This window comes from Methylotenera sp., from assembly GCF_029945705.1.
GTDB lineage: Bacteria > Pseudomonadota > Gammaproteobacteria > Burkholderiales > Methylophilaceae > Methylotenera.
The window spans coordinates 42,853-66,508 of sequence record NZ_JAQSDC010000036.1; the positions used below are offsets into that span (position 1 = coordinate 42,853).

23 protein-coding genes are annotated in these 23,656 nt (G+C 41.7%); 8 read left to right on the forward strand and 15 right to left on the reverse strand.

Annotated features, from left to right (window positions below; all coding sequences use genetic code 11):
* Window positions 1-13 precede the first annotated feature (13 nt).
* Window positions 14-517, forward strand: a complete 504-nt coding sequence (locus PSU78_RS06725; RefSeq protein ID WP_300386110.1) for a Gx transporter family protein — start codon at window positions 14-16, stop codon at window positions 515-517.
* 10 nt (window positions 518-527) lie between these two features.
* Here PSU78_RS06725 and PSU78_RS06730 read toward each other — a convergent pair whose 3' ends face one another.
* Genes PSU78_RS06730 through PSU78_RS06760 form a run of 7 tightly spaced genes read right to left on the reverse strand, consistent with a single transcriptional unit; the run spans window position 528 to window position 8,231 of the window.
* Window positions 528-1,175 carry a hypothetical protein gene (locus tag PSU78_RS06730; protein ID WP_300386113.1) on the reverse strand — a complete coding sequence of 216 codons (648 nt, stop codon included), beginning with the start codon at window positions 1,173-1,175 and terminating at the stop codon, window positions 528-530.
* 19 nt (window positions 1,176-1,194) lie between these two features.
* Window positions 1,195-4,884 carry a PilC/PilY family type IV pilus protein gene (locus PSU78_RS06735; RefSeq protein WP_300386116.1) on the reverse strand — a complete coding sequence of 1,230 codons (3,690 nt, stop codon included), beginning with the start codon at window positions 4,882-4,884 and terminating at the stop codon, window positions 1,195-1,197.
* A 21-nt stretch (window positions 4,885-4,905) separates the two neighbouring features.
* Window positions 4,906-5,514, reverse strand: coding sequence for a hypothetical protein (locus PSU78_RS06740; RefSeq protein ID WP_300386119.1), 609 nt, complete (start codon window positions 5,512-5,514; stop codon window positions 4,906-4,908).
* A 24-nt stretch (window positions 5,515-5,538) separates the two neighbouring features.
* Complete coding sequence (locus PSU78_RS06745; RefSeq protein WP_300386123.1) at window positions 5,539-6,714, reverse strand: PilW family protein; 1,176 nt, start codon at window positions 6,712-6,714, stop codon at window positions 5,539-5,541.
* 58 nt (window positions 6,715-6,772) lie between these two features.
* A complete protein-coding gene (locus PSU78_RS06750) occupies window positions 6,773-7,195 on the reverse strand; it encodes a hypothetical protein (protein ID WP_300386126.1) in 423 nt (140 codons plus the stop codon).
* A gap of 1 nt (window position 7,196) precedes the next feature.
* Window positions 7,197-7,739, reverse strand: coding sequence for a GspH/FimT family pseudopilin (locus PSU78_RS06755; RefSeq protein ID WP_300386129.1), 543 nt, complete (start codon window positions 7,737-7,739; stop codon window positions 7,197-7,199).
* Window positions 7,740-7,763: 24 nt separating this feature from the next.
* Window positions 7,764-8,231: a type IV pilin protein gene (locus PSU78_RS06760; protein ID WP_300386132.1), complete on the reverse strand. Its 468-nt coding sequence runs from the start codon at window positions 8,229-8,231 to the stop codon at window positions 7,764-7,766.
* 216 nt (window positions 8,232-8,447) lie between these two features.
* On the opposite strand from PSU78_RS06760, the gene PSU78_RS06765 reads away from it, so the two are divergent.
* The 3 genes from PSU78_RS06765 to PSU78_RS06775 all read left to right on the forward strand — a co-directional run bounded on the left by PSU78_RS06765 (window position 8,448) and on the right by PSU78_RS06775 (window position 10,135).
* On the forward strand, window positions 8,448-8,576 hold the full coding sequence (locus PSU78_RS06765; RefSeq protein WP_300386359.1) for a lipoprotein: 129 nt from the start codon (window positions 8,448-8,450) through the stop codon (window positions 8,574-8,576).
* A gap of 48 nt (window positions 8,577-8,624) precedes the next feature.
* Complete coding sequence (gene lysA, locus PSU78_RS06770) at window positions 8,625-9,875, forward strand: diaminopimelate decarboxylase (RefSeq protein ID WP_300386134.1); 1,251 nt, start codon at window positions 8,625-8,627, stop codon at window positions 9,873-9,875.
* Window positions 9,876-9,988: 113 nt separating this feature from the next.
* Window positions 9,989-10,135 carry a hypothetical protein gene (locus tag PSU78_RS06775; protein ID WP_300386137.1) on the forward strand — a complete coding sequence of 49 codons (147 nt, stop codon included), beginning with the start codon at window positions 9,989-9,991 and terminating at the stop codon, window positions 10,133-10,135.
* A gap of 79 nt (window positions 10,136-10,214) precedes the next feature.
* Here PSU78_RS06775 and purU read toward each other — a convergent pair whose 3' ends face one another.
* Entirely contained in the window at window positions 10,215-11,099 is an 885-nt protein-coding gene (gene purU / locus PSU78_RS06780) for a formyltetrahydrofolate deformylase (protein WP_300386140.1), read from the reverse strand.
* An 89-nt stretch (window positions 11,100-11,188) separates the two neighbouring features.
* Here purU and ispH point away from each other — a divergent pair, with 89 nt between their 5' ends.
* From ispH to PSU78_RS06800, 4 genes are read left to right on the forward strand one after another with little or no spacing between them, the layout of a single operon-like run.
* Entirely contained in the window at window positions 11,189-12,166 is a 978-nt protein-coding gene (ispH, locus tag PSU78_RS06785; RefSeq protein WP_300386143.1) for a 4-hydroxy-3-methylbut-2-enyl diphosphate reductase, read from the forward strand.
* Window positions 12,167-12,197: 31 nt separating this feature from the next.
* The gene (nudB, locus tag PSU78_RS06790; protein WP_300386146.1) at window positions 12,198-12,644 is read left to right on the forward strand and encodes a dihydroneopterin triphosphate diphosphatase; all 447 of its coding nucleotides are present in this window, start codon (window positions 12,198-12,200) and stop codon (window positions 12,642-12,644) included.
* A 40-nt stretch (window positions 12,645-12,684) separates the two neighbouring features.
* A complete protein-coding gene (nadA, locus tag PSU78_RS06795; RefSeq protein WP_300386149.1) occupies window positions 12,685-13,809 on the forward strand; it encodes a quinolinate synthase NadA in 1,125 nt (374 codons plus the stop codon).
* Window positions 13,809-14,246, forward strand: a complete 438-nt coding sequence (locus PSU78_RS06800) for an HIT family protein (RefSeq protein ID WP_300386152.1) — start codon at window positions 13,809-13,811, stop codon at window positions 14,244-14,246. The genes nadA and PSU78_RS06800 overlap by 1 nt, the downstream gene beginning before the upstream one ends.
* 2 nt (window positions 14,247-14,248) lie before the next feature.
* On the opposite strand, the gene PSU78_RS06805 is transcribed toward PSU78_RS06800, so the two are convergent.
* The 7 genes from PSU78_RS06805 to PSU78_RS06835 all read right to left on the reverse strand — a co-directional run bounded on the left by PSU78_RS06805 (window position 14,249) and on the right by PSU78_RS06835 (window position 23,651).
* Window positions 14,249-14,560 (reverse strand): ferredoxin, encoded by a 312-nt coding sequence (locus PSU78_RS06805; protein WP_300386155.1) that lies wholly within the window; start codon window positions 14,558-14,560, stop codon window positions 14,249-14,251.
* 146 nt (window positions 14,561-14,706) lie between these two features.
* The gene (locus PSU78_RS06810; protein WP_300386362.1) at window positions 14,707-15,663 is read right to left on the reverse strand and encodes an energy transducer TonB; all 957 of its coding nucleotides are present in this window, start codon (window positions 15,661-15,663) and stop codon (window positions 14,707-14,709) included.
* Window positions 15,664-15,745: 82 nt separating this feature from the next.
* Complete coding sequence (gene mpl / locus PSU78_RS06815) at window positions 15,746-17,143, reverse strand: UDP-N-acetylmuramate:L-alanyl-gamma-D-glutamyl-meso-diaminopimelate ligase (RefSeq protein WP_300386158.1); 1,398 nt, start codon at window positions 17,141-17,143, stop codon at window positions 15,746-15,748.
* Window positions 17,144-17,764, reverse strand: coding sequence for a hypothetical protein (locus tag PSU78_RS06820; protein ID WP_300386160.1), 621 nt, complete (start codon window positions 17,762-17,764; stop codon window positions 17,144-17,146).
* Window positions 17,765-17,767: 3 nt separating this feature from the next.
* Window positions 17,768-21,550: a methionine synthase gene (gene metH / locus PSU78_RS06825; RefSeq protein ID WP_300386163.1), complete on the reverse strand. Its 3,783-nt coding sequence runs from the start codon at window positions 21,548-21,550 to the stop codon at window positions 17,768-17,770.
* A 146-nt stretch (window positions 21,551-21,696) separates the two neighbouring features.
* On the reverse strand, window positions 21,697-22,977 hold the full coding sequence (locus PSU78_RS06830) for a hypothetical protein (protein WP_300386166.1): 1,281 nt from the start codon (window positions 22,975-22,977) through the stop codon (window positions 21,697-21,699).
* Between the two features lie 5 nt (window positions 22,978-22,982).
* Window positions 22,983-23,651, reverse strand: a complete 669-nt coding sequence (locus PSU78_RS06835; RefSeq protein WP_300386169.1) for an ion channel — start codon at window positions 23,649-23,651, stop codon at window positions 22,983-22,985.
* Between the last annotated feature and the right edge of the window lie 5 nt (window positions 23,652-23,656).

The window sequence follows — 23,656 nt, forward strand, 5'->3', positions numbered from 1 at the left end:
CAGAGCAGCCACATTGAAAATCACGCAGATTCAGACCACTGAAGAAGACCACCGCATCGCTAAACTTGCAGCAATTGCAATTGTTTTGCATATGGTTGAAGCGGTTATTCCATCACCACTACCTGGTGTAAAACCTGGCATCGCTAATATAGTCACTTTATATGTGTTATACCAATATGGCTTTGCAACAGCAGCGTGGGTAAGCATTTTGCGTGTATTTGCCAGCAGCTTGTTACTCGGGCAGTTCTTATCCCCCACATTCGTACTAAGCTTAAGTGGCGCTTTATTAAGCCTATGTGTTTTATGGCTAGCGATGCACTTACCAAAGCGATGGTTTAGTCCAATCTCTTTAAGTATATTTGCAGCATTCGCACATATAGCAGGGCAGTTAATTGTTGTGCACTTATGGTTAATTCCAAATGCTGGGGTAAGTTATTTGATTCCTATCTTTGCTGTTGCGGCTTTATTTTTTGGCTTGATTAACGGTCTAATTACTCAGAGTCTTATTGAAAGTTAGGAAGCTAGAATTACTTATTTTCTAAAGTAATATCAATATAGCTATCTACTGCGACACCATTTTTTTTAGCTGGGATAAACGTTAGATTTTTAACTTGCTCCTCGACTTGAGAGTAGAAAAGTTGAGAGTCTCTATCCTTATTGAGGTTGACCACTCGGTCTACAATACCATTTTTACTAATAAAAACTCTTAACTGATAAACCTCTAATAGTTTACTTCCACTTAACATTGTTGGTTGTTCTATCCCGTGTATGGGAATTGCACTCATATCAACTTCACTAGATTTGTAATACTGTTTATTCGTAAGTTTATCTCCAGAATTAGAAGTATTTACCGTTGCATTATTTAACGGTAGACCATGCTCTATTATTTCAGGTTCTAACTGCACCTCTTGACTACGTTCGAACTGAGCATGTGTTTCTTCTTTATTTCTATCATGACCTGTAAGCTCTAACTCATTTTGTATAGATTGTGGTTTAGGCTGACTCAAAACTAAAAACCCAACTTGAAGTACGTCCGTACTCAAGTTGGGAGCTGTTAATTCAGCTTTTATATTATATTTAGATAAGTTACAGTTAATAAATTTTAAGTTCAAGACTAGAGCAACATGCATTAAAGCAGAGACAACTAAAGCAGTAAGTATCTTATCATTCATCAAGCAATTTAATGTTATTTAACTAATCAGATGAAGGAAGCTCTCGCCAATTTAGCAACTTGAATCCTGTTCCACTAGGCTGATTAATATCGATTTTCGTACCCTTACCAGTGTCATCACCTACCACAATGCCAGTGCTGTTTGGATTACCGTCCTCTCTCTCTGGAACTAATACTGAACCTCTCCCTGGACGCTTGATTGTATCTACGATTGAGCTACCACTTAAAATAACAGATTTACCCCCACCGTAAGTAAATGCATATACTTTGTAGAATCCTGACGGACTACATGCATCTCCACCTAAAGAGTTTGCAATGAATGCCACAACACCCGCAGAACTTACCATATCAATATTCACTCTATATGTTGAACCACTTTCACTACCTAAATCAATATAGTAACCCATCGGCTTTGTATTATCAGCAACTACACCAGTGGTAGCAAGCGTAGTTGTATTATCTACCATTTGGCTTCTGGTCACTGGGTATGAACCGTTAGCTGGCAATGTGCTAGAACTAAATGGTTGAGTCTGATTACCATCCAAAATAGCATAGAAAGATTGAGCTTGAGTATTATTCACATCACTATCAGCTAGAATACGACCTGTACCTACAAAAACATAACGCTTTGAAGTACTCTGATCAATTTCGATAAGAGGAGGAGTGGTAATTGGTTGACTCAAACCAAAAGCCGCTATCTTAGTTGGTGCTGGAATCGCACCAGTGCCAGATAAATCTAAACGCCAAACATTACCCAGAGCATCGCCTGCATAAGCAGCATCAGCCAATCCATTCCTATAGTCGCTCACAAATGCATTAGCATTTGCCAAGCCAGCATCGTTTGTCGTATCACCTTCTCCAGTTGAAATGCTTTCTAGTAAGGCGCCAGTTTTAGGATTTACTAAGAAAAAATAACCCTTACCATCTGTATTGTTATATCCAGAAGTTAATATTGCAGTCCAGCCATATTTTGCTGTTTTAACTACAACGGCCCTACCAAAGGTATAGCCCATATCTTTATGGGTAAACTCCCACAAAACTTTTGTCCTTAAACTAGCTTCGCTGGTAATGCCTGCGGGATTAGTTACATCCAATGCATAATATGCATTACCCCCCTTTCCTAAACCGCCAATTAACACTGAGTGCCAATCGCCAGTACATGCCGTATTTACGCCAGAACATGAAAAGTCTAAGTCATTAATTGCTGGTGTAGCATCTACAAAATATCTATGCTCATATGCAGGATTAGCAAGCACACCTATGCCATTATCATTAGGCGTATTCGTCGGACCTTTAATGACTGCATTTGGTACATAAGCAAATAACTCATCACCCCCAGTAGGCACGCCATTAAATGCATGTAACATACCATCGTTAGCGCCTACATAAGCTACAGTTGAGCGATTTGTATTTGCCAATTTAAATGCTACATATCCTGGATTAAATTCCTCTGTATACGGAGCGCGTGGTTTCCCAATTGCAACCACTTTTGAGTTAACTATATCGCCCAGCACACTTGTACGTACTCTAAAGCTTTTTGTACCTGACGAACCTGTATTGCTTGCATCGCCACGCAGAAAATCAACTGCACTAGCCTGGTCGGTAGTCACAGCTGAAAAATTTGATAACAAACTCGTTAAATTTGCTGATCTAAATGGAGTCCCTGTACAAGTTTGAGTGCCTGAAGTACCTGAAACACATGTTGATGTGGCGATTTTTCTAGCCGTACTCCAGCCTGTACCTATCACTTGTGCATCTAACTTATCTGAAGCATTCCAAGCGAAAGTTTCAACTGGGACACCGCTAGCGAATGTTACTGTGTTGCCTACCACATTTCCTGTCCAAGCATCAGCCTTGTAACCTGTAGCAAAACTCATACTTCCGGCTGAAATACTAGGATTAGTTACGGCAAAAGTATTCGAAGAGCCAGACAGCTTACTTAAAATATCCGCAAATGCTTTATCCAAACCAGCAATCATAACCGCTGGGTTATTTGCTCGATAGTAATTATCTGGGTCGCCATCATTATTCTTATCCCAAGTGGTGACGGCTGGCATTAGTGTGGCTGCGTTATAAGGATCAAAAGTACTTGGTACATCAAAACCACCAAATTTAGCTGCTAGATAAAATTGGTTAAAACGATTACCACCATCATTTCTAAAACCACTTTCCAACACATCTAACCAGTAAGTTGTGACAGTTTGTTTGCCTGCGAAGTCAGGGCGAATATCACGTGTATGTAAATCATAAGCTATACCTGCCATATAGTAACGAGCATTTCCAGCGCCTGTATTAAAGTTACTTAACGGTGCGGGGGTGCCTTGCAATACACCAACTCTATTAGTTGCAGTCGCTGCATTTAGGTTATTAACTAATGCCGTTGCGGCCGCCGACATATCTCCGTTGCCTAAGTCTGCTGTTACTTCTGCTGGCAATGCAGGTTCATCAGCTCCCCGAGAAGTGCTTCCTGGTACGTTAGCGTCATTCCAAGTATTGGTATCGCCAATACCAATAATAAAATTGGCTTGACATGAATACTTAATAGGGTCGTTCCATGCAGTTATGACTGGGAACCCATCAATCATAGCTGGGGTCAATCCGCTGGTGTAACTTGCCACATTACCTTTATTTCGATAATAGCGACTTGCCGTGTAAAACAACTCACTCACAGAGTCGTAAGTTTTATAAGTACCCGCAGTCAATCCAAATTTATTCAAATAATTAATTACACCACTATTAGCCACACCACTCGCTGCAGCATCTACTGGGTCAGGATTAGTGTTAAATATGCCTGTTGCAGCGTCCCATTCAGAGTTCGGGTTAATTGTATCAACTCCACCAGGAACAGCCACCAAAGGACCTACAGGCGCCATTTTGGCTCGCAATACTCCACCATCTCTAAGTTTATTGCCATCATTAAGATAACCGAATGCTGCAAAATTAAGTTTTTTTGAGTTTTTCTGAATTTGCCCTGTTGGCTTGTAATTTCCACCATACTGCGTACAGTTATCCTCTAGCAATCCTGCAACACACACATTTGCTCGAGCATAAAATTCATAGAGATTAGCACTTGGTGGGGCAATGGGTATAACAGCAACTGCAGTAGTACCTATTTCTACACCTGCATTACTTAAATTACCATTTTGGGTAATTCTAAATTTTTTGCCTAATCCATTAATCCTTAAATTTATAGATGTCCAAGTAAAAGGTGTGTATAAATTGGCGTTGGCAGCAATTGATGGGCTATTAACCCCCCCGCCTTGTCCTGACGCATAAGCTTTTTCTAGGACTGTCAAACCGGCAGTATCAACACTTCTATATCCACCTGACAAAGCTTTTCTTAAGGGGTCTATGGTCTGGGTTAATGCATAGTTAAGAAAATTACCACTCCATGCTGTATTTGCTGGGCATTGATGATTGACTGCATTAGCAACTCTAGGTTGAAAGTAACGTAGCTCTACGTTCACATCACCTTTATAGTCATAGCATTTTTTGTTATCAAAATAGCCAATGTAGTCAATTGCATTGCTATACGCCCCCTGATACGCTGACCCCAACGCAGTAGGAAACTCTGCAGAAATGGTGATAGCCACATTCCCCTGAACAGAATTTCCAGTTAATATCGGCTTATCGGCTAGATCAGTTGCAGCCATTGAGAGCAATGGTAGAGTCAAAGTAGAGAGTGCAAATAATTTTTTAATGTGTTTAAACATAAGATTCTCGATATAAACTAATTAAATAGTAAATGTTGATTGCATAAATGCTTCTGTATTTTTAGGACCTGTCGCGCGGATGCTAATACGATATATCACACCATCCGTTCCAGAAAGTTTATCTGGCATTTGAAGATTACCTCCTCCAGGGTCCGTATTAGCGGCACTAATTGTACAATTGGAAATTGAAATTGCACCTGTGGCCAGACACATGCGATCTATGACATAACGAATAGTTACGCCTGCACTGCTATAAGCTATATTGTTATTGGGCATCGTGCTGTCAAAGGTTGTTGTGTTTAATAATACGTTTGGAATACCTAAAGAGTTACCTGGTTGAATTGTTGCGTAATAGTTGTTACTACTTATGCTATCAACCTCTCTAGCAGAAATAATATTCAAAGCACCTGTCGTGAATTGAGCTTTGATTTCAGGTATGCTTCTTTCAGCTTGATTTACCACATCTCTTTTAAACGCCAAACTACCTGAAATTAAAAGATTTGTGTCAGTAGAACGAATTAAAGCAACACTTGCAATCAGCATAATTACTAAAGCAACTAGAGTAATAAAAAGCACTACTCCGGATTGCCTTCTAGCACTTGATAAATTGATTTTTTGTGAATTAGTCATGGTTTAGTTTTAAATGTAGTTTAGCTATTTCAACATCAAAGAATTACGTAATGGAATCACAGCTTCAAACGAACGATATCGGTAAGTTGTGGGATTTAAATTTACGGTAATAGGCAATGTTGTGTCACTAAATAGTTGTAATGTTGAAGCACTCACCGCTTGGCGCTCTAGCAAAGGGGTGCGCATTACAACGCCTATCTTTATTGCTTTAATTCTTTTTAAGGTTGCAGCTGCTGCTAGTGTGCCAGTTAACAAATTGGCAGCCGAGAATGTTCCTGTAGGTGCAACCCACGTTAATGAGGAGCTTGCCGGGATTGTGTCAACACCATATAGTGCATGTAGTTGATAAACACTATCTACATACACGCTAGGATTAGGAGATGCAGCAACTGCACTAGTTTGCCTAGCTTGCATTAGGTCATATCTCATTAAAGTATTATTTGCGCCAACTGCAAACATGTTTAGATTCGGTGATTGGCCCAAATTTATCGCCTGAGAGGTTGCTGTAAAGTCAGAAGCTGATCGAGAGTTTACGGTCGCGCTATAGTAACTACCCCCCAATGTCACATTACTACCGCCAGCAGCCGGGATAAAAGTTGATGCTACTTGCTGTACTAAGCAGGGCAAAATACTTGTTCCTGCATCTGCAAGTAGCAATACATCATTTGGGCGAATACCCGCCTGATTGACCAATTTAAGTGTAGCTGTAGTAGCTAAAGATGAAAAACCAGTTGGAGCCTCTCCTAGTCCAGCGTTCCCTGACATGGCAATAATGACATCTCCACCAGCACCTGCTGCACCATCATAAATAATCACCGGAGCAACCCTAATCGCCGAACCCACTGAAGCAAATGGTGCCGGAAAAGTAGTTGCAGGGGTTAGCTGACCACCACTCAACGCCATATCAAGTAGGCAGCCGAAAGTGTAATCCGCACCAACTTTATCACCACCGCTAGTAAATCCACTACCAGCGCTTCTGATTTGTTTGTCTAATTGATAGATAGCATAACTACCAGCTTGGTTAACATCATTTAATGAGGTGGTAGTTCTTTTTCTACCTTCATTTACATTCAAAACATTATAAACAACAAGTGACATGAGCAAGCCTATCACCAGACCAACCATAAGCTCGACTAAAGAGAACCCTTGCTGCTTAGATGCGTGCCGCTGTATCAAATGAGTGTTAAAAAAGATTTTCATTTAACTAAATCCCTAAGCTTTTGCTTTGTCACAATTTTGTAAAAAATTTCAGTAGACATTATTGTACAAACACACTAGTTTCGTACTTATTTAAGTTGTCTGTACTGAGCTTTGTAGGCGCCTTCCATGTGATGGTAACTGTGGCCACACCCGTGGCGTCAGAAACTACATTGCCAGTTGCTGGATAAGTGGCATTCGACAATATTGAATTCTGAACTTTTGCTTTCCAAGTCACAATGTCACCCGATATCGCGGTTGAAGCGACTGTGCTTGTTTTCTTTGCCCACATTTGTGAGACCATATCATTAGCTAAAATAGATGCAATCGCTCTATCTTGAGAACTCATTGAGTTTTGAGCAGCTATCGTCTGCATCCCAACCAAACCAAGCACACCAAAAGCAAAAAGTAGGATGGAAATAAGCACCTCTAATAGAACTGCACCTGAATTATTTTTCCCTAAATTGCGATACTTATTATTCATATCAACACCCATCTGCTGCAGTTGCTATAATTTTAGCTGGATCACACATCCTGACACTACCAGCGCTGGTAACCACTACTCGCAAAGGCCTTGTCCCTTTAGCATTTGAAACATTAAAATTAACCAGACTTGCGCTATTAACAAGCCTTCCTATGGAATTGAATCGTATTTCTGCAACATCTGCATTCACAACTACAGAGCCACCCTCACCATTTAAAACAGCCCCCTGCAAATATCCATTCGCATCTGCTTGAGTGGGTACAACAACTCGAATCCCCCAATTACTACCTGGTGAAGTAGCTACCGAAACCGCTGAAGGTTGAACATTAGTAACAAAAAAAGCGACCTGACGGCCTTTATTTACCGCTTCAGTTTGTGCTAAACGAATACCATTTTGTAATGACTCAGCGATTGTTCTAGTTTTAGAATCTTGAATCCAAGTATTAAAGCTTGGAATTGCGAATGCCGCGATTAAACCAAATACAGTTACTGCTACCATTAACTCAATTAAAGTAAAACCCAAATTATATTTATTAGTTTTCATATTATTCTTAGGTTTCGCAAAGTATTAACAAGTAGCACCTTTTTTCGTTAACCAACAATTTGCAGGTGCCGTCCCCCATCCAGACTTCACTGAAGTTGTAGCTTGAGTGTTAGCCTGATTGATCGTGTATGCAAAATTAGCCACAATGCCACTACCTGTAGCAGTAATTGTATAAGTAGTCGCAGTTAAATTAGAGCATGCAAAGCTAAACTTACCTGCATTAGCTATTGCCGCACATGGAGAAGTAAAACCACCTACTGTTTGATAATCGCGATTATCTTGGAAATGTTGTTCCATTCTAGCTCTTGTCGCCATAAGCGTGCTTGTTGCATCTGGCAAACTTGCTCGTATGACGTAATCTGTATATTGAGGTATAGCAATAGCAGCTAAAATACCTATGATAGCTACGGTAATCATCACCTCAATTAGTGTAAAACCAGATTCACAACGAATAGCTGATCTTTTAGGTTGAATCTTTTCTTTAAGACACATCTTATTTCCCCTTTTTACTTAAAGCTATCATCCTTATTTGCCTGGTCAATGTCTAGCTCTAACCGACAATCGGCATGCGGTAATGGATAGACGGCAATTAATTTGATTAAAATGCATTTCAATCGGGATGTAACACCAAGTGCAAAATCATGAAATATGACTATGCAAACCTTTATGTTAAAATTTAATTACTATTTAATAGCCTCAATAAAATTAATGAAAAAAAATACTGTCAATATACTACTGTTATTATCCGTGTGCTTTGCAATGAATGCCTGCGGCACTAAAGGTCCGTTGTATATTCCTGAACAGGAGTACCCCCAAGCAGCCCAAGCAAATAAATGACTTAGTTTTATTTTCTATTCACTTCCAACATAATTAATAAGCCAACCCGTGAACTCTTTTACACTCAAAAATAATACGCTACACATTGAAAACGTAGCACTATCCAGCATTGCAGATGAATTTAGTACGCCTTGCTATGTCTATTCAAAATCTGCGCTGACTAGGGCTTTTGAAAGCTTTAGTGCAGGCTTTAAAGGCAGTGACCACCTGGTATGCTTTGCGGTAAAAGCAAACCCTAGCTTAGCAATTTTAAATTTGTTTGCTAAGCTAGGTGCTGGTTTTGATATTGTTTCTGGTGGCGAGCTTGCGCGTGTTTTAGCTGCAGGTGGTAATCCTAAAAAAATCGTATTTTCTGGCGTGGGAAAAACGGAAGCGGAAATGCAAGCTGCGCTTAACGCTGGTATTTTTTGCTTCAATGTTGAATCTGCCAGTGAGTTGCAGCGTTTGAATGATGTGGCGAGCTTTATGGGTAAAGTTGCACCAATCTCGCTACGCGTAAACCCTAATGTGGATGCAAAGACACATCCTTACATTTCAACTGGTTTAAAAAATAATAAATTTGGTGTTGCTTATGAGGATGCATTAGATATCTATTTGCAAGCCTCAAAAATGAGTAACCTCGCCATTCATGGCGTGGATTGTCATATAGGCTCACAAATTACCGAGTTATCACCATTTTTAGATGCTTTTGACCGCGTATTAGCACTAGTCGATGCGTTGGCACAAAACGGCATAGTCATTCAGCACATTGATGCGGGTGGTGGTATTGGTATTTGTTATAACGATGAAACACCTCCTGAGTTCAACGTATTTGCCGCAGCTATGCGCGCGAAGCTTGGTAACCGTAATGTCAAACTAGTCTTTGAACCTGGTCGCGCTTTAGTGGGGAATGCAGGAGTACTACTGACTAAAGTTGAGTATTTAAAACACACTGAGTCAAAAAATTTCGCAATCGTAGATGCAGCTATGAACGACTTAATGCGCCCAGCTTTATACGATGCTTATCATGATATTAAAGCTGTACAGCCAAGAGAAGATGGTACAGAAGCACTCACCTACGAAATCGTTGGCCCTGTATGTGAAAGCGGTGACTTTCTTGGCCACGATAGAACGCTTGCACTAGTTGAGGGCGACGTGCTCGCCATTATGTCAGCAGGCGCTTATGGCATGAGCATGTCTAGCAATTACAACACTAGGCCTCGTGCGGCTGAAGTCATGGTTGATGGCGACCAATGCCACTTGATTAGAAAACGCGAACAGATTGCGGACTTATTTGCACTAGAACAGTGCCTGCCATAACCCTAAACGACTATTTATGTTGCACAAGCTATTCTCTGGGTGTAAATTTATGTTTAAGAGTATTCAACTCTTAAACATAAATTTAAAAACAGTTGCTTAGAATAGGGGAAAGTATGAAAAAAGTTCTTTTAGTTTTATCAGCACTATTTGCATTTGGCGCCATTTCTGCATACGCAGATGAAGCGTTACCTGAAATTGCTCCAGTTGATGAAGCGGCAGTTCCACCGCTTGATGCACCAGCGGCAGATGATAATAAATAGTTAAGCAAGCTGTTTTAAAATCAAAAAGCGAAGCATCACCTGCTTCGCTTTTTTATTGTTTTTACTTTAGATTGAATGCTTAGTCAAAAATCACAGTTTTATTCGCATACAACAAAATACGATTTTCAATATGCCAGCGCACAGCTTTGGATAATACGATACGCTCTAAATCTCGGCCTTTTTGAATCAAATCTTCAACTTGATCACGGTGCGAAATACGGTCAATATCTTGTTCGATAATTGGTCCTTCATCTAACACTTCAGTCACATAATGGCCTGTGGCGCCTATCAACTTAACGCCGCGTTCAAATGCACGATGATAAGGCCGCGCGCCGATAAATGCTGGCAAGAATGAATGATGGATATTAATAATTTGTTTAGGGTAGCGCGCTACAAAATCAGGCGACAATATTTGCATATAGCGTGCTAATACGATTAAATCAATTTCATATTGATCAAACAGGGCAAATTGCTGCGCTTCAGCTTCCGGCTTATTGTCTTTTCTAACTTCAATATAGTGAAAATCAACGCCGTAAAACTTAGCTAAGGCTTCGGTATCCCTATGATTACTAATAATCAATGGAATATCACATAACAACTCACCACTTTTATGACGGTGCAACAAATCAGCTAAACAATGGTCATATTGCGACACCATAATGGCAACGCGTAACGGTTTTTGTGAAAGTTTTAGCTGCCACTCCATGCTGAAGCGTTTTGCAATCTCAGTAAAGTGCTGCTCGAAGTCTGCTGGCAAAAGGCTAAAGCCTGCCAAATCCCACTCAACGCGCATGAGAAAAAGATTATTCTCTGCATCTTGATGCTGATCAGCGTGCAAAATATTGGCATTATGCTGATATAGAAAATCAGCGATGGCAGCAACAATCCCTTTGCTATCTGGGCAGGTAATTAATAGTGTTGCCGTATTTTTAGCGGCAGTGGTTTTTACAGCAATATTATTCATATTTCAGCATGCTTGAATTTTAAGCGCACCCTTATTTAGGTTAATATGTGCATTATACCTTAAGTGAATTTAATGATTAAAAAGTGTGTATGACAGATATCGATTCCAAAAACCAAATTTCAGCAGATGTAGTATTAGCAAACCCGCGTGGCTTTTGTGCAGGGGTTGATCGCGCGATTATTATTGTTGAACAAGCTCTCGAAAAATTTGGTGCGCCTATTTATGTTCGGCATGAGGTCGTCCACAATAAATTTGTGGTGGACGAACTTCGTAGCAAAGGCGCTGTGTTTGTTGAAGAGTTGGACGAAATTCCAACGGGTAGCACCGTCATTTTCAGTGCGCATGGTGTTTCAAAAGCCGTTCGTGCTGAGGCGGAATCTCGCGGGTTAAGCGCTTTTGATGCGACCTGCCCACTTGTGACGAAAGTACATATTGAAGTGGCTAAAATGCGCGCCGCCAATATGGAAATTGTGATGATTGGTCATAAAGGTCACCCTGAGGTCGAAGGCACTATGGGACAAGTGGAAGGTAGTGCTGGCATTTATTTAGTAGAAACGCCCGAAGACGTTGCTAATTTAACGGTTAAAAATCCATTAATGTTGGCTTACGTCACACAAACGACTCTGTCCATTGACGATGCATCTCTAGTCATAAACGCACTAAAAACTAAATTTCCAGAGATTAATGCGCCAAAAAGCGATGATATTTGCTATGCCACGCAAAATCGTCAAGATGCAGTAAAAATCATGGCAAGAGATTGTGATTTGGTGATTATTGTTGGTTCACCTAATAGCTCCAACTCAAACCGCTTACGTGAAGTGGCTGAGCATCAGGGGGTTGAAGCCTATATGATAGATAATGCCAGTTACTTAAAAGCAGAATGGCTTGTAGGCAAGAAAAAAATCGGCGTTTCCGCTGGCGCTTCCGCACCTGAAGTGCTGGTGAATGAAGTGATTGCTAAGTTGCAACAACTAGGCGCAAGTAACGTACAAGAATTACAAGGTGTGATTGAAAGTGTTGTATTCCAGCTACCTAAAAATTTAGTGCACGCACAGAAAACCCAATAACAAGCTACGCAACAAGCTGCTTTTATTCAATATGTTTAAAACCCCTATTTCCGCCTTGGTGCTGATTCACACTAAAGACTTGCAAGTACTCATTATGGAACGGGCGGATAAAGTAGGCTATTGGCAATCTGTCACTGGCAGCTTGGAGCAAGGTGAAACGCCAAGGCAAGCAGCGATTCGTGAGGTACAAGAAGAGACCGGCTTAAACGCAACTCAATTTGATTTGCAAGATTGGCAAGCCTCTAATGTATATGAAATTTATCCACATTGGCGGCATCGCTATGCGCCAGACGTGACTCACAACACTGAACACTTATTCGGTTTAGAACTTCCTTCACAGTTAGCTATCAAACTAGCACCCGATGAACACTTGCGCTATGAATGGGTTGACTGGCGAAAAGCTGCAAAACGCGTTTTTTCGTGGACGAATGTAGACGCATTAAGTAAATTAGGTGAACGACACGGCTTAAAGTTGTAAACTATCACATTGAATTAATTGCCTTATTAAGTAAAAAATCATGCAAACAGACACTATTAGCACCGAAAGTAAAAGCATTCCTATTAAGTTTGAGCGCTTTCAAGCGAGCGAAGACGCTGACTGTCAGCGCCGAATTATTGCCGCTAAAGAAAAGTTAGGTAAGCGCTTGGTGATTCTTGGTCACCATTACCAAAATGAAACTGTCTATCGCCATGCCGATTTCACAGGCGACTCACTAAAATTATCACGCTATTGCGAAACTTTAGATGCGGAATATATCGTGTTTTTAGGCGTACACTTTATGGCAGAAGTCGCTGACATTCTAAGCCGCCCAGACCAGATTGCTATTCTGCCAGACCTTGCAGCAGGCTGCTCTATGGCAGATATGGCAAACCTTGCCAAAGTTGAGCGCAGCTATCGCGAGCTAAGTAAAGTACTAGATTTTGATGAAACGATTACACCCGTCACTTACATTAACTCGGCCGCAGACCTGAAAGCGTTTTGTGGCGAGCATGGTGGCATTGTTTGCACCAGCACCAATGCGCCTAAAATCTTAGAGTGGAGTTTTAAGCAACGCGAAAAAGTATTGTTCTTCCCAGACCAAAATCTAGGTAGATGGTCAGGCTACAAAATGGGCATACCCCTTGATGAAATGCCGATTTGGGATCCAGATCAACCGATGGGTGGTTTGACTGAAGAGCAGATCAAAAAAGCGAAAATCCTGCTATGGAAAGGCCATTGCGCGGTGCATCAAATGTTCCGCCTACAGAATATTACCAAATTTCGTGCTGACCACCCTGATGGCATTGTGATTTCTCACCCTGAAGCACCATTTGAGGTATGCCAAAACTCTGATTATGTAGGCTCGACTGAATACATTCTCAAAACGGTTTCTGACGCACCCGCCAATACTAAATGGTTGGTTGGTACTGAACTAAACTTAGTGAATCGCTTAGCTGACCAAATGAAACCGCAAGGAAAGTTAGTGCAGTTTATGAGCCATGTTGTTTGTGAGTGCTCAACAATGGCTCGAATAGACCCTCAGCACTTGGCTTGGGTGCTGGAAAACTTGGTAGATGGTAATGTAGTAAATCAAATTAAGGTTCCCGCGCATGAAGCTAAACTTGCCAAATTAACGCTTGATAGAATGTTAGCGGCTTCTTAGTGGCTGAATGCGCCTTATGTGTTGCTACACCCCACGTCATCCTCTGGCAAGATGATTTCTGTCGTGTAGTGTTACTTAATGACGCTGATTATCCCGCCTATTGTCGCGTAGAGTTAATCGAACACATTAAAGAAATGACAGACCTAGCACCATCAAAGCGTGCCCGCGTGATGAAGACAGTGTTTGCAGTAGAGACGGCACTTAGAGAGATGTTTAATCCAGATAAAATCAACTTAGCCAGCTTGGGCAATAAAACACCGCATGTGCATTGGCATGTGATTCCACGGTTTGAAAATGACAAACATTTTCCAAACTCTCACTGGGGTGACGCTGTGCGTGATGGCAACGTTATTGCGCTTGATGAAGCTACAATTAAAAAGTTAGCGGAAAAAGTCAGCACACTCATCAACTGTGCATTAGACTCAACAGCTGCTTAAACCTAAATCGCAAGACGCTCCACCACTTTGCCATTGATTAAATGGCTTTCAATAATTTCATCTATGTCTTCATTATCGACAAAAGTGTACCAAATCGCTTGCGGGTAAATTACCAACAAAGGCCCTTCACCACAGCGGTCCAAGCAACCAGCGCGATTAATACGCACTTTGCCTTGACCACTTAACTTCAATTTTTTGACACGCGACTTCATATGGTCAAATGCTGCCTCTGCCCCTTTATCCATACAACAAGCCGCACCGTCAGCACGTTGATTGAGGCAGAAAAATACGTGGTGTTCAAAATAGTTGGTCATTTTAAAAAAATTTCTCACTCAAAATATAATGATTACCTAATTAATTCTGCTTCAAAATTGTAATAATCAAGAAAGAGAGCCGCAGACAGTACGATTAGTACGGCAAGGTGAATCTGACGCCAAGTATTGCAATTTTCAAGCAGAATTTACTCCGTAGCTAGACTATCTTCTTTAGTAAACGTCCAAGTACGCGTAATACTCACAATATCCACTTCTTTGTGCATATCATCGGGAAATCTAGAGTACGGTGCTGCGAGTTCTACAATGTGCTTGGCGGCTTCATCCAACACCTTATGACCTGAGCTACGATTGATTTCAATCGACTCAATCGAGCCATCGGCTTTAATCGACACGGTCAATTGCAATTGACCGTACATTTTCAGATTTTTAGCCGCTTCTGGATAATTTAGATTGCCTACTTTTTCTACCTTTTGACGCCATGATTCCACATAAAGTGCATCTCTGTATTTTTGCGCTCTGGCGCCGATAAATTTACGCTTTGGACGCTTTTGGTAGTCATCTTGCTGTTTAGCAATCAGCGCTTCTAACCTATCCATTTCTAATGCTGCGGCGGTTAAATCGCTCATATTTAGCTTTTTATTTGGGTTTTCTTGGTTACCCATATCAGCTTCTTTTGCAGCAGCTTTTTGTACTGGTGCGGAGTCTACTTTTTGGTTTGACTGCAATTGCGTCATTAACTCTTGCGCTTGCTTTTCTAACTCCGCGACATGCTTTTGCTCTTTTGTTTCTGCTGCGGTCATTTTTGCCGCTTTTTTGCCTGCTTTTACTTCAGCCACTGGCTTCAATGTAAACTCAGATTTTTGCAACTTAATAGCAGGTAATGCAGATTTCATTTTGCGATTTTGGTCAGTATTACCACCGCGATCTAAATCGGCTTGTGCCAATACATCGGCTTTATCTGGCTTAGTGAGCGTTTTAGCATTCACCAGCATCACTTCTAGTGTAGGTAATTTATCTTTGAATTTTTTAAGTTCAGGTTCGAAGTGAATGCTTAATATGACAGCGTGTACCAACAGTGAAATCCAAATAGCCATAGCCATCACGCTCATCGTTTGTACCTTAACGATAAGTGAATCTACCATGCCCGTTTGTTTTTTCTTTATGGGTTGAGCCAAGTTCTAATCTACCAAAATCTACAATTGAGATATCTATAATGTGAATAGCTTACTTAATGGCATCCAATATTTTTTGATGGACGCCACCAAAGCCGCCATTACTCATGACTAATACATAATCACCTGGTTTTGTGACCTTAGCAATGGCTGCCACCATCATATTTAAATCTTCATACACGGAAGCTTTGTCTTTTATGCTGGATAAGGCCTCGACCGCATCCCAACCTAAGTTTGCACCATAACAGAATACCAAATCAGCCTCTTTCAAACTGGCTGGTAAGGCACTTTTCATCACGCCTAACTTCATGGTATTAGAGCGCGGCTCTAATACGGCTAATATTCGCGCTTTACCCACTTTACTGCGCAAGCCTGCAACAGTGGTTTCAATTGCCGTTGGATGATGTGCAAAATCATCATAGACGGTAATGTCGTTCACCACGCCTTTGATTTCCATGCGGCGCTTCACATTTTTAAATTCACTCAACGCTTCAATCGCGATACAAGGCGCAACACCAACATGGCGCGCAGCGGCAATCACAGCAAGTGCATTCATTCGGTTATGCTCGCCGAGGATATCCCAGCTTAAATTACCCTGACGTTCACCTTTAAAGACCACATCAAAACGACCTTGTGCATCGACATTTTGAATTTCCCAGCCGTCATTCGCTTTTAATTCATCAGTACCAAAATACTCTAGGTTACTCCAGCAGCCTTTATCAATCACGCGCTGCAAGCTTTCCTGCTTGTTGCTTACCACTAAACCTTGTTGCGGAACAGTACGCACCAAATGATGGAATTGTTTTTCAATCGCCGCTAAATCGTCAAAAATATCCGCATGGTCAAATTCAAGGTTATTCAGCACCGCTGTACGTGGGCGGTAATGAACAAATTTAGAGCGTTTATCGAAGAAAGCCGTATCGTACTCATCGGCTTCAATCACAAAGAATGGCGATGTGCTCTTGTTATCCTGCTTGCTTTTCGATAAAGCAGGCGTTTGCGGCAAACGCGCAGAAACGCCAAAATTCTCAGGCACGCCACCTATCAAAAAGCCTGGCGCTAGACCTGCATATTCCAACACCCAAGCTAACATGGAGCTGGTTGTGGTTTTACCATGCGTACCTGCCACAGCAAGTACCCACTTACCTTGCAACACATTCTCCGCTAGCCATTGTGGGCCAGAAATATAAGGCAAACCTTGATTTAAAATCTCTTCCATTAAGGGATTACCACGTGAAACCACGTTACCAATCACATAAATATCAGGATTCAGCTTGGTTTGCTCAGGCGAAAAACCTTCAATCAGCTCAATACCTTGCGCCTCAAGCTGCGTGCTCATCGGCGGATAAACGTTCGCATCACAACCTGTGACGCGATGCCCCTCCTGCTTTGCCAGCACCGCAATGCCGCCCATGAATGTACCGCAAATACCTAAAATGTGAATATGCATCTACTTAGTAGTCCAATAAGGTTCTTCATTAAATTCTCTCAAATAAACTTCTCTATCATTTCTTATTAAGTTTTTAGCTCCGTCTATATTAAGGTGCTTTACATTTACTTCAAAGAAACCTCGTACGCTTGCAGTCACCCAGAAAAACTCCCCATAGCTATTTTTACAAACTCTATCTATATGTAAATCATAAAGATTTCCTCTGATATTAGCGGGCATATCTAAATGCAATATTATTTTTGCCGTTTTAGCGTCAAAACTGTATTTAACATCTTGATTGTCGAGCTTAAGCTCACAATATATGGCGTCAGCCTGCGCAGTAAATTTATTTAATTTTGGTCGATTAAAAATATATTCTTGTACCAAAATCATTAAAGCTACTAAGATTAAAAAAAACAATGAATACGCCATACTAGCCCTTGTTTTTACCTGCATATAAACAAAGAGAAATACAATAGGAGAAAAAACCATGAAGAGATATATGACATCTTGTTTTCTTCGTTCTTTTCTTTTTGAAGTTGGCGTGTTGCCAAATTTAAGTCCGAATCCTAAAACTACTCCGAGATAAGTAATAAAACATACAAAGCCTATCAAGAAATTAAGTAAAGATACTGTATGCAATTTCTACCCCAAATTTGGCGCCAACCAGCGCTCTAAATACTCTTTAGGCAAGTTTCTACGTTTTGCCATATCTTCTAATTGATCTGCGCCAATTTTATCTACACTGAAATATTTGGCATCTTTGTGCGCTAAATAAAAGCCTGAAACGGCGGCGGCGGGCTGCATAGCGAATGATTCCGTTAGCGTCATGCTGATTTCATCGCATTGCAACAGCTTGAACATATCAGGTTTTACCGTATGGTCTGGGCAAGCTGGGTAACCTGGCGCGGGTCGGATGCCTTGATATTGCTCTTTAATCAGCGCATCGACACCTAATTTTTCATCCGCAGCATAAGCCCAGAAGTCTGTACGAACACGTTCATGCATATATTCAGCGAAAGCTTCAGCCAACCTATCTGCTAAAGATTTGAACATAATGCCACTGTAGTCGTCATGCGCATCAATAAATCGTTTTTCGATTTTCTCTATGCCTAAACCTGCGGTAACTGCAAATAAGCCAACATAATCAGCAACACCTTTAGGGGCTACAAAATCACTTAAGCATTGGTTGGGGCGCGGCACGCCATCAATCACTGGTTTAACGCTTTGCTGGCGCATACCGTAGTAAGTGAATGCCACTTGATTGCGTGTTTCATCTGTATAGATTTCAATATCATCGTCATTCACAGTATTAGCAGGCATGATGGCAATCACGCCGTTTGCGCTTAACCAACGACCATCAATGATTTTTTTCAGCATGGCTTGCGCTTCGGCGAACACTTTAGTGGCAGCTTCGCCGACTACGTGATCACTCAAAATCGCGGGGTAAGCACCAGCCAAGTCCCAAGTTTGGAAGAAAGGTCCCCAATCGATGTATTTGGCAATAAGGCTTAAATCAATGTTTTTAAATACACGTCGGCCAATAAATTTCGGTTTAACTGGGGCATATTCATCTGCAAAACTCAAAGCCATTTTGTTTTTACGCGCATCTGCAAGCGTGAGTAAAGGGACACCTTTTTTATTGGCGTGTTGCATGCGTGCTTTTTCGTAATCAGCTTGAATTTCAGCTAAATAGGCGCCGCGTGTTTCTGGTGTAAGCAGATTTTGCATGACTGAAACTGAACGTGAGGCATCTGGCACATAGACAATTGGGCCATCGTAATGTGGCGCAATTTTCACTGCGGTATGCGCGCGTGAGGTAGTAGCGCCACCGATTAATAGCGGCATTTGCATGTCTTTAAAATACGGGTCACGCTGCATTTCTCTGGCGATGTAGGTCATTTCTTCTAAGCTTGGCGTAATCAAACCGCTCAAGCCAATAATATCGGCATTCTCAGCTTTTGCCATGGCTAGAATCTCAGCGGCTGGCACCATTACGCCCATGTTAACCACTTCAAAGTTATTGCACTGCAACACCACTGAGACAATGTTTTTGCCAATATCGTGTACATCGCCCTTAACGGTGGCGATGACCATTTTGCCTTTAGGCTTGGCGACGATCCCTGTGCGCTCTTCATCGGCCGCTTTTTCAGCCTCAATAAACGGTATTAAATGCGCTACCGCTTGCTTCATCACACGAGCGGATTTCACAACTTGCGGCAAGAACATTTTGCCTTGCCCAAATAAATCGCCCACCACGTTCATGCCCGACATGAGCGGACCTTCAATCACGTGAATAGGTCTGCCGCCACTGGCTTCAACCGCTGCGCGCGCCTCTTCAGTATCTTCTACAATAAATTCAGTAATGCCGTGCACCATGGCGTGCGCTAACCTTTTTTCAACTGGCACTGGGTTTTCTGGCGTGCCGCGCCACTCGAGCGTTGCGGCTTCTTTTTTACCGCCCGCCACCAATGATCCTGCTATTTCAATCAAGCGTTCTGTAGGCGCAAGTAGATTGTCAGGGTCAGTGATGCGGTTAAGCACCACATCTTCTACGCGTTCTTTTAACTCTGGCGCAAGGTCATCATAAACACCCATCATGCCTGCATTGACAATGCCCATGGTCATGCCCGCTTTAATAGCGTGGTATAAAAACACGGTATGAATCGCCTCACGCGCAGGGTCGTTGCCGCGGAAGCTAAAGCTCACATTCGACACGCCGCCTGAAATTTTGGCATGTGGCAGATTCTGCTTAATCCAACGCGTCGCTTCAATAAAATCTACCGCGTAATTGTTGTGTTCTTCAATACCCGTAGCAATGGCGAAAATATTCGGGTCAAAAATAATATCTTCTGGCGGAAAGTTCATGCCTACTAATAAATCATAAGCACGCTTACAGATTTCAATTTTACGGGCGTAAGTATCGGCTTGGCCTTTTTCATCAAACGCCATCACAATGACTGCGGCGCCGTAACGGCGACACAGTTTAGCTTGGCGCAAAAATTCCGCTTCGCCTTCTTTCATCGAGATTGAATTCACAATAGACTTGCCTTGCACGCACTTTAAACCTGCTTCAATCACAGACCATTTACTTGAGTCGATCATAATTGGCACACGTGCAATATCAGGCTCACTGGCGATTAAATTCAAGAAATGCGTCATGGCTTTAACGGCGTCCAGCATGCCTTCATCCATGTTGATGTCGATGACTTGCGCGCCATTTTCTACTTGCTGACGTGCCACACTCAGCGCTTCTTCATATTGCTCATTGATAATCATGCGCGCAAAGGCTTTAGAACCAGTCACGTTGGTACGCTCACCAACGTTCACGAATAAAGAATTCTCATCTATTACAAATGGCTCTAACCCAGCCAAACGCGTATTAGGTACGATGCTTGGTATTTGGCGTGGCGGAATGTCTTTAATGGCTTGATAAATTGCCGCAATATGCGGTGGCGTTGTGCCACAGCAACCACCCGCAATGTTTACAAAACCGCTGGTTGCGAATTCTTTGATAAGGCTTGAAGTCACGTCTGGCGTTTCATCAAAGCCCGTATCTGACATTGGATTCGGCAAGCCAGCATTTGGATAAATACAGACAAAAGTATCAGCAATCTTTGAAAGCTCTTCAGCATAAGGGCGCATTAAGGTTGCACCCAATGCACAATTTAAACCAATAGTGATTGGCTTGGCATGGCGTACTGAATTCCAAAAAGCAGTCACCGTTTGACCTGATAAAATACGACCTGATGCATCCGTGACGGTACCTGAAATCATAATCGGCCAAGTTTTACCTTGCTCTTCAAAAAACGAATCTATGGCAAATAGCGCGGCTTTACAGTTAAGCGTGTCGAATATGGTTTCGACCATTAAGATATCTGAGCCGCCTTCGACCAAGGCTCGCGCTTGCTCTAAGTAAGCGTTTACCAACTGGTCAAAACTCACATTACGTGCGGCAGGGTCATTTACATCTGGCGAAATGCTGGCAGTTTTAGGGGTTGGCCCCAGCGTACCCGCGACAAAGCGCGGTTTATCTGGCGTGCTGTATTTATCGCATGAAGCCTTGGCGAGCTTGGCCGCTTGCAAGTTCATTTCATACACAAGATGGGCCATGTGGTAATCATCTTGCGCAACGCTGGTCGCACCAAAGGTATTGGTTTCAATAATATCCGCACCTGCGGCTAGATATTTTTCGTGAATTTCTTGAATAACATGTGGTTGCGTTAAAGTAAGCAGCTCGTTATTACCCTTAACAAACAACTCACGCTCGCCTGCTGGCGCTTTGAAATCAGCGAAACGCTCACCGCGATAGTCAGCCTCAGTCAGCTTGTATTGCTGAATCATCGTACCCATCGCACCATCTAAAATTAAGATGCGTTGTTTAAGTAGGCTGCGCAGTTGTAGTTCAGTAGGGGATGTAGCTAGCATATTGTTTGCAATTAGTAATATTGGTTATGTTGAGCGTATTTTACCACGCTGACATCTTTTTAATCGCAGATGTCAGCGATACCTATGTTGAATCAATCAGCTCTATTTACTTCAAGCTTTAAAATGTGAGAATTGACTAGCATTGATTACTGAACGGCAGATTTATGTAGCATAATCTGCTCAATGTTTTCGTGCCCTTTTTGGTTGAGATAAGGCGCTAACGCTGCATACGGAATAAGACTGTTATAACTACCGCTGCCTGAGCCATAGTCAAGGTGTGTTCTCACGACCAGCCCCTTAGAACTTAACCCCAGAGACAGTCTATTAGGCTCATCAATCGAGTCACATGCATCATTCTCAGACTGGTCATTTTTAGTTAAGGGATTATTTTTCGCCTCCACACATGATGAATATGCAATATCATCATGACCATCGTCCGACTCAAATACTTTTTTACAAATAGTAAAGTTATCAAATTTACACGCCAGTTTTCTAAACCTCTCACTTGGTTGATAGTCTTTCCAAATTTTACTGTCAATATTAGAGGTCTTTACTTTTACATTTTTAAACCAACCCCATAGCTCCTCCTCTTTGCCTGTTTGTATATTGTAAGTAGTAAAGTTTTGCCAAAAATTGGGGTGTGCTCCTCCGCTGTACTCATCGCCTTCTTGGCGTATCGTCAGCCAATTTTCATCCCAATAGACAATGCTTTCTTTGATTGTTTCATCAGATGGATTTTGCCCATCCTTCAAATCCTGCCTGAAGTACAAGGTTGTTTCAATTTTTTTCTTTTGCTCCTGCTGATATTGTGCAGCGTTTTCGAACGTATCTGGTAATAAGGCCAGTTGGTATGAAATGGCTGTGTTGAGATCTTCAAATATCATCACTTGGTATGTTTTATCCATAACAAGCTTCTCTTGAATCTTTATTTTCTTGAGTAAGCTTGTAACGCGCGGCTGGTTAAAAGCATCATCGCAACCTTGATTTTCCAAATCATATCCGTTTTTGTTGGTTGGTTTCTTTGGTTTAGTTTTCAGCCTGCTCAAATCAATACGTTCTTTTTTGTTGCCTACCAGCTTATAACCAGTAATTTTACTATCCGTGATTTCATTAAGCTGCCAAATGACAGTTTTATCGTTTTGATAGTCTTCGAAATATTGACCCTTTTCGCTCAAGTGCAGGTATTTGCTAGCACCAGTTGTTAGTGGATAATAATAGCCAACAACATCTCCAGCCGTCCTTCCTGATTCAGGTTGTGCAAAACAAAACATTACGCTGGTATTGCCAATTTTACCGCGCAAAATAGGTTTTTCCTTTTGTTCTTGGCTCTGTGCAATTGAAGTTGCCAGCGCTAGTATAAACAATAAAACTAAAGTAAAGCGGGAGCGGTTCATAGGCAACATTTCATACACATCATTCACTTTCATCCCAACTAACCTTTTCTTATCACAGAGGTCATTGACACCAATCTTGAAACTATCAATGCCATGTACATTAAACCTACAAACATCTGAAAGGTGCCAATGACTTTTGCGATAGGATGTATTAATGAAATATCACCATAACCAGTACTAGATAATATGGAGAAACTCAGAAATATAAGCTCCACCCAAGTGCGCGGCTGATCTGGATTTAAGGTGCCTGTAATACTGCCTGGATAAAGCTGCTGGCAGACCGAATAAGCAAGCGCGAAACCCCAAGCTAACACGGTGAAAGTATTGGCTGCGGCAAACAACTCATCTCGCGTGAGTACATTGTCGTTAAACATATACATTACCAAGCCAACAGCTGTATAAAAGTAGACTGCACTTTCCATGCATTGTGCCCAAAGCAAATATTGTGCACTTCCGGTTGTGACATAGGCGATTGTTAACACTATGGCAGGCAATGCGAGTATCCACGCCATTCCATTAAACAATGGGCTACGATTCACCACCCAAACTGCTAAGGCTAATGCAGCCACGTTAAAACAGCTGAATATTGCTTGATGAAACTTTGTACCTTCCAACATCGGATGAATAGTCAAGCTGAGCACTTGCACTAATAGCAACCATGCGGATGGGTACTTTGCTAGCCTCTGTATTATGGTGTGTATATTCAAGAGCT

Excerpts from the sequence above, each read along its gene's own strand:
- PSU78_RS06735 (WP_300386116.1), bottom strand. The coding sequence starts at position 4,884 with ATGTTTAAACACATTAAAAAATTATTTGCACTCTCTACTTTGACTCTA.
- PSU78_RS06740 (WP_300386119.1), bottom strand. The coding sequence starts at position 5,514 with ATGACTAATTCACAAAAAATCAATTTATCAAGTGCTAGAAGGCAATCC.
- PSU78_RS06745 (WP_300386123.1), bottom strand. The coding sequence starts at position 6,714 with ATGAAAATCTTTTTTAACACTCATTTGATACAGCGGCACGCATCTAAG.
- PSU78_RS06750 (WP_300386126.1), bottom strand. The coding sequence starts at position 7,195 with ATGAATAATAAGTATCGCAATTTAGGGAAAAATAATTCAGGTGCAGTT.
- PSU78_RS06755 (WP_300386129.1), bottom strand. The coding sequence starts at position 7,739 with ATGAAAACTAATAAATATAATTTGGGTTTTACTTTAATTGAGTTAATG.
- PSU78_RS06760 (WP_300386132.1), bottom strand. The coding sequence starts at position 8,231 with ATGTGTCTTAAAGAAAAGATTCAACCTAAAAGATCAGCTATTCGTTGT.
- PSU78_RS06765 (WP_300386359.1), top strand. The coding sequence starts at position 8,448 with ATGAAAAAAAATACTGTCAATATACTACTGTTATTATCCGTGTGCTTT.
- PSU78_RS06775 (WP_300386137.1), top strand. The coding sequence starts at position 9,989 with ATGAAAAAAGTTCTTTTAGTTTTATCAGCACTATTTGCATTTGGCGCC.
- purU (WP_300386140.1), bottom strand. The coding sequence starts at position 11,099 with ATGAATAATATTGCTGTAAAAACCACTGCCGCTAAAAATACGGCAACA.
- ispH (WP_300386143.1), top strand. The coding sequence starts at position 11,189 with ATGACAGATATCGATTCCAAAAACCAAATTTCAGCAGATGTAGTATTA.
- nudB (WP_300386146.1), top strand. The coding sequence starts at position 12,198 with ATGTTTAAAACCCCTATTTCCGCCTTGGTGCTGATTCACACTAAAGAC.
- nadA (WP_300386149.1), top strand. The coding sequence starts at position 12,685 with ATGCAAACAGACACTATTAGCACCGAAAGTAAAAGCATTCCTATTAAG.
- PSU78_RS06805 (WP_300386155.1), bottom strand. The coding sequence starts at position 14,560 with ATGACCAACTATTTTGAACACCACGTATTTTTCTGCCTCAATCAACGT.
- PSU78_RS06810 (WP_300386362.1), bottom strand. The coding sequence starts at position 15,663 with ATGGTAGATTCACTTATCGTTAAGGTACAAACGATGAGCGTGATGGCT.
- mpl (WP_300386158.1), bottom strand. The coding sequence starts at position 17,143 with ATGCATATTCACATTTTAGGTATTTGCGGTACATTCATGGGCGGCATT.
- metH (WP_300386163.1), bottom strand. The coding sequence starts at position 21,550 with ATGCTAGCTACATCCCCTACTGAACTACAACTGCGCAGCCTACTTAAA.
- PSU78_RS06830 (WP_300386166.1), bottom strand. The coding sequence starts at position 22,977 with ATGAAAGTGAATGATGTGTATGAAATGTTGCCTATGAACCGCTCCCGC.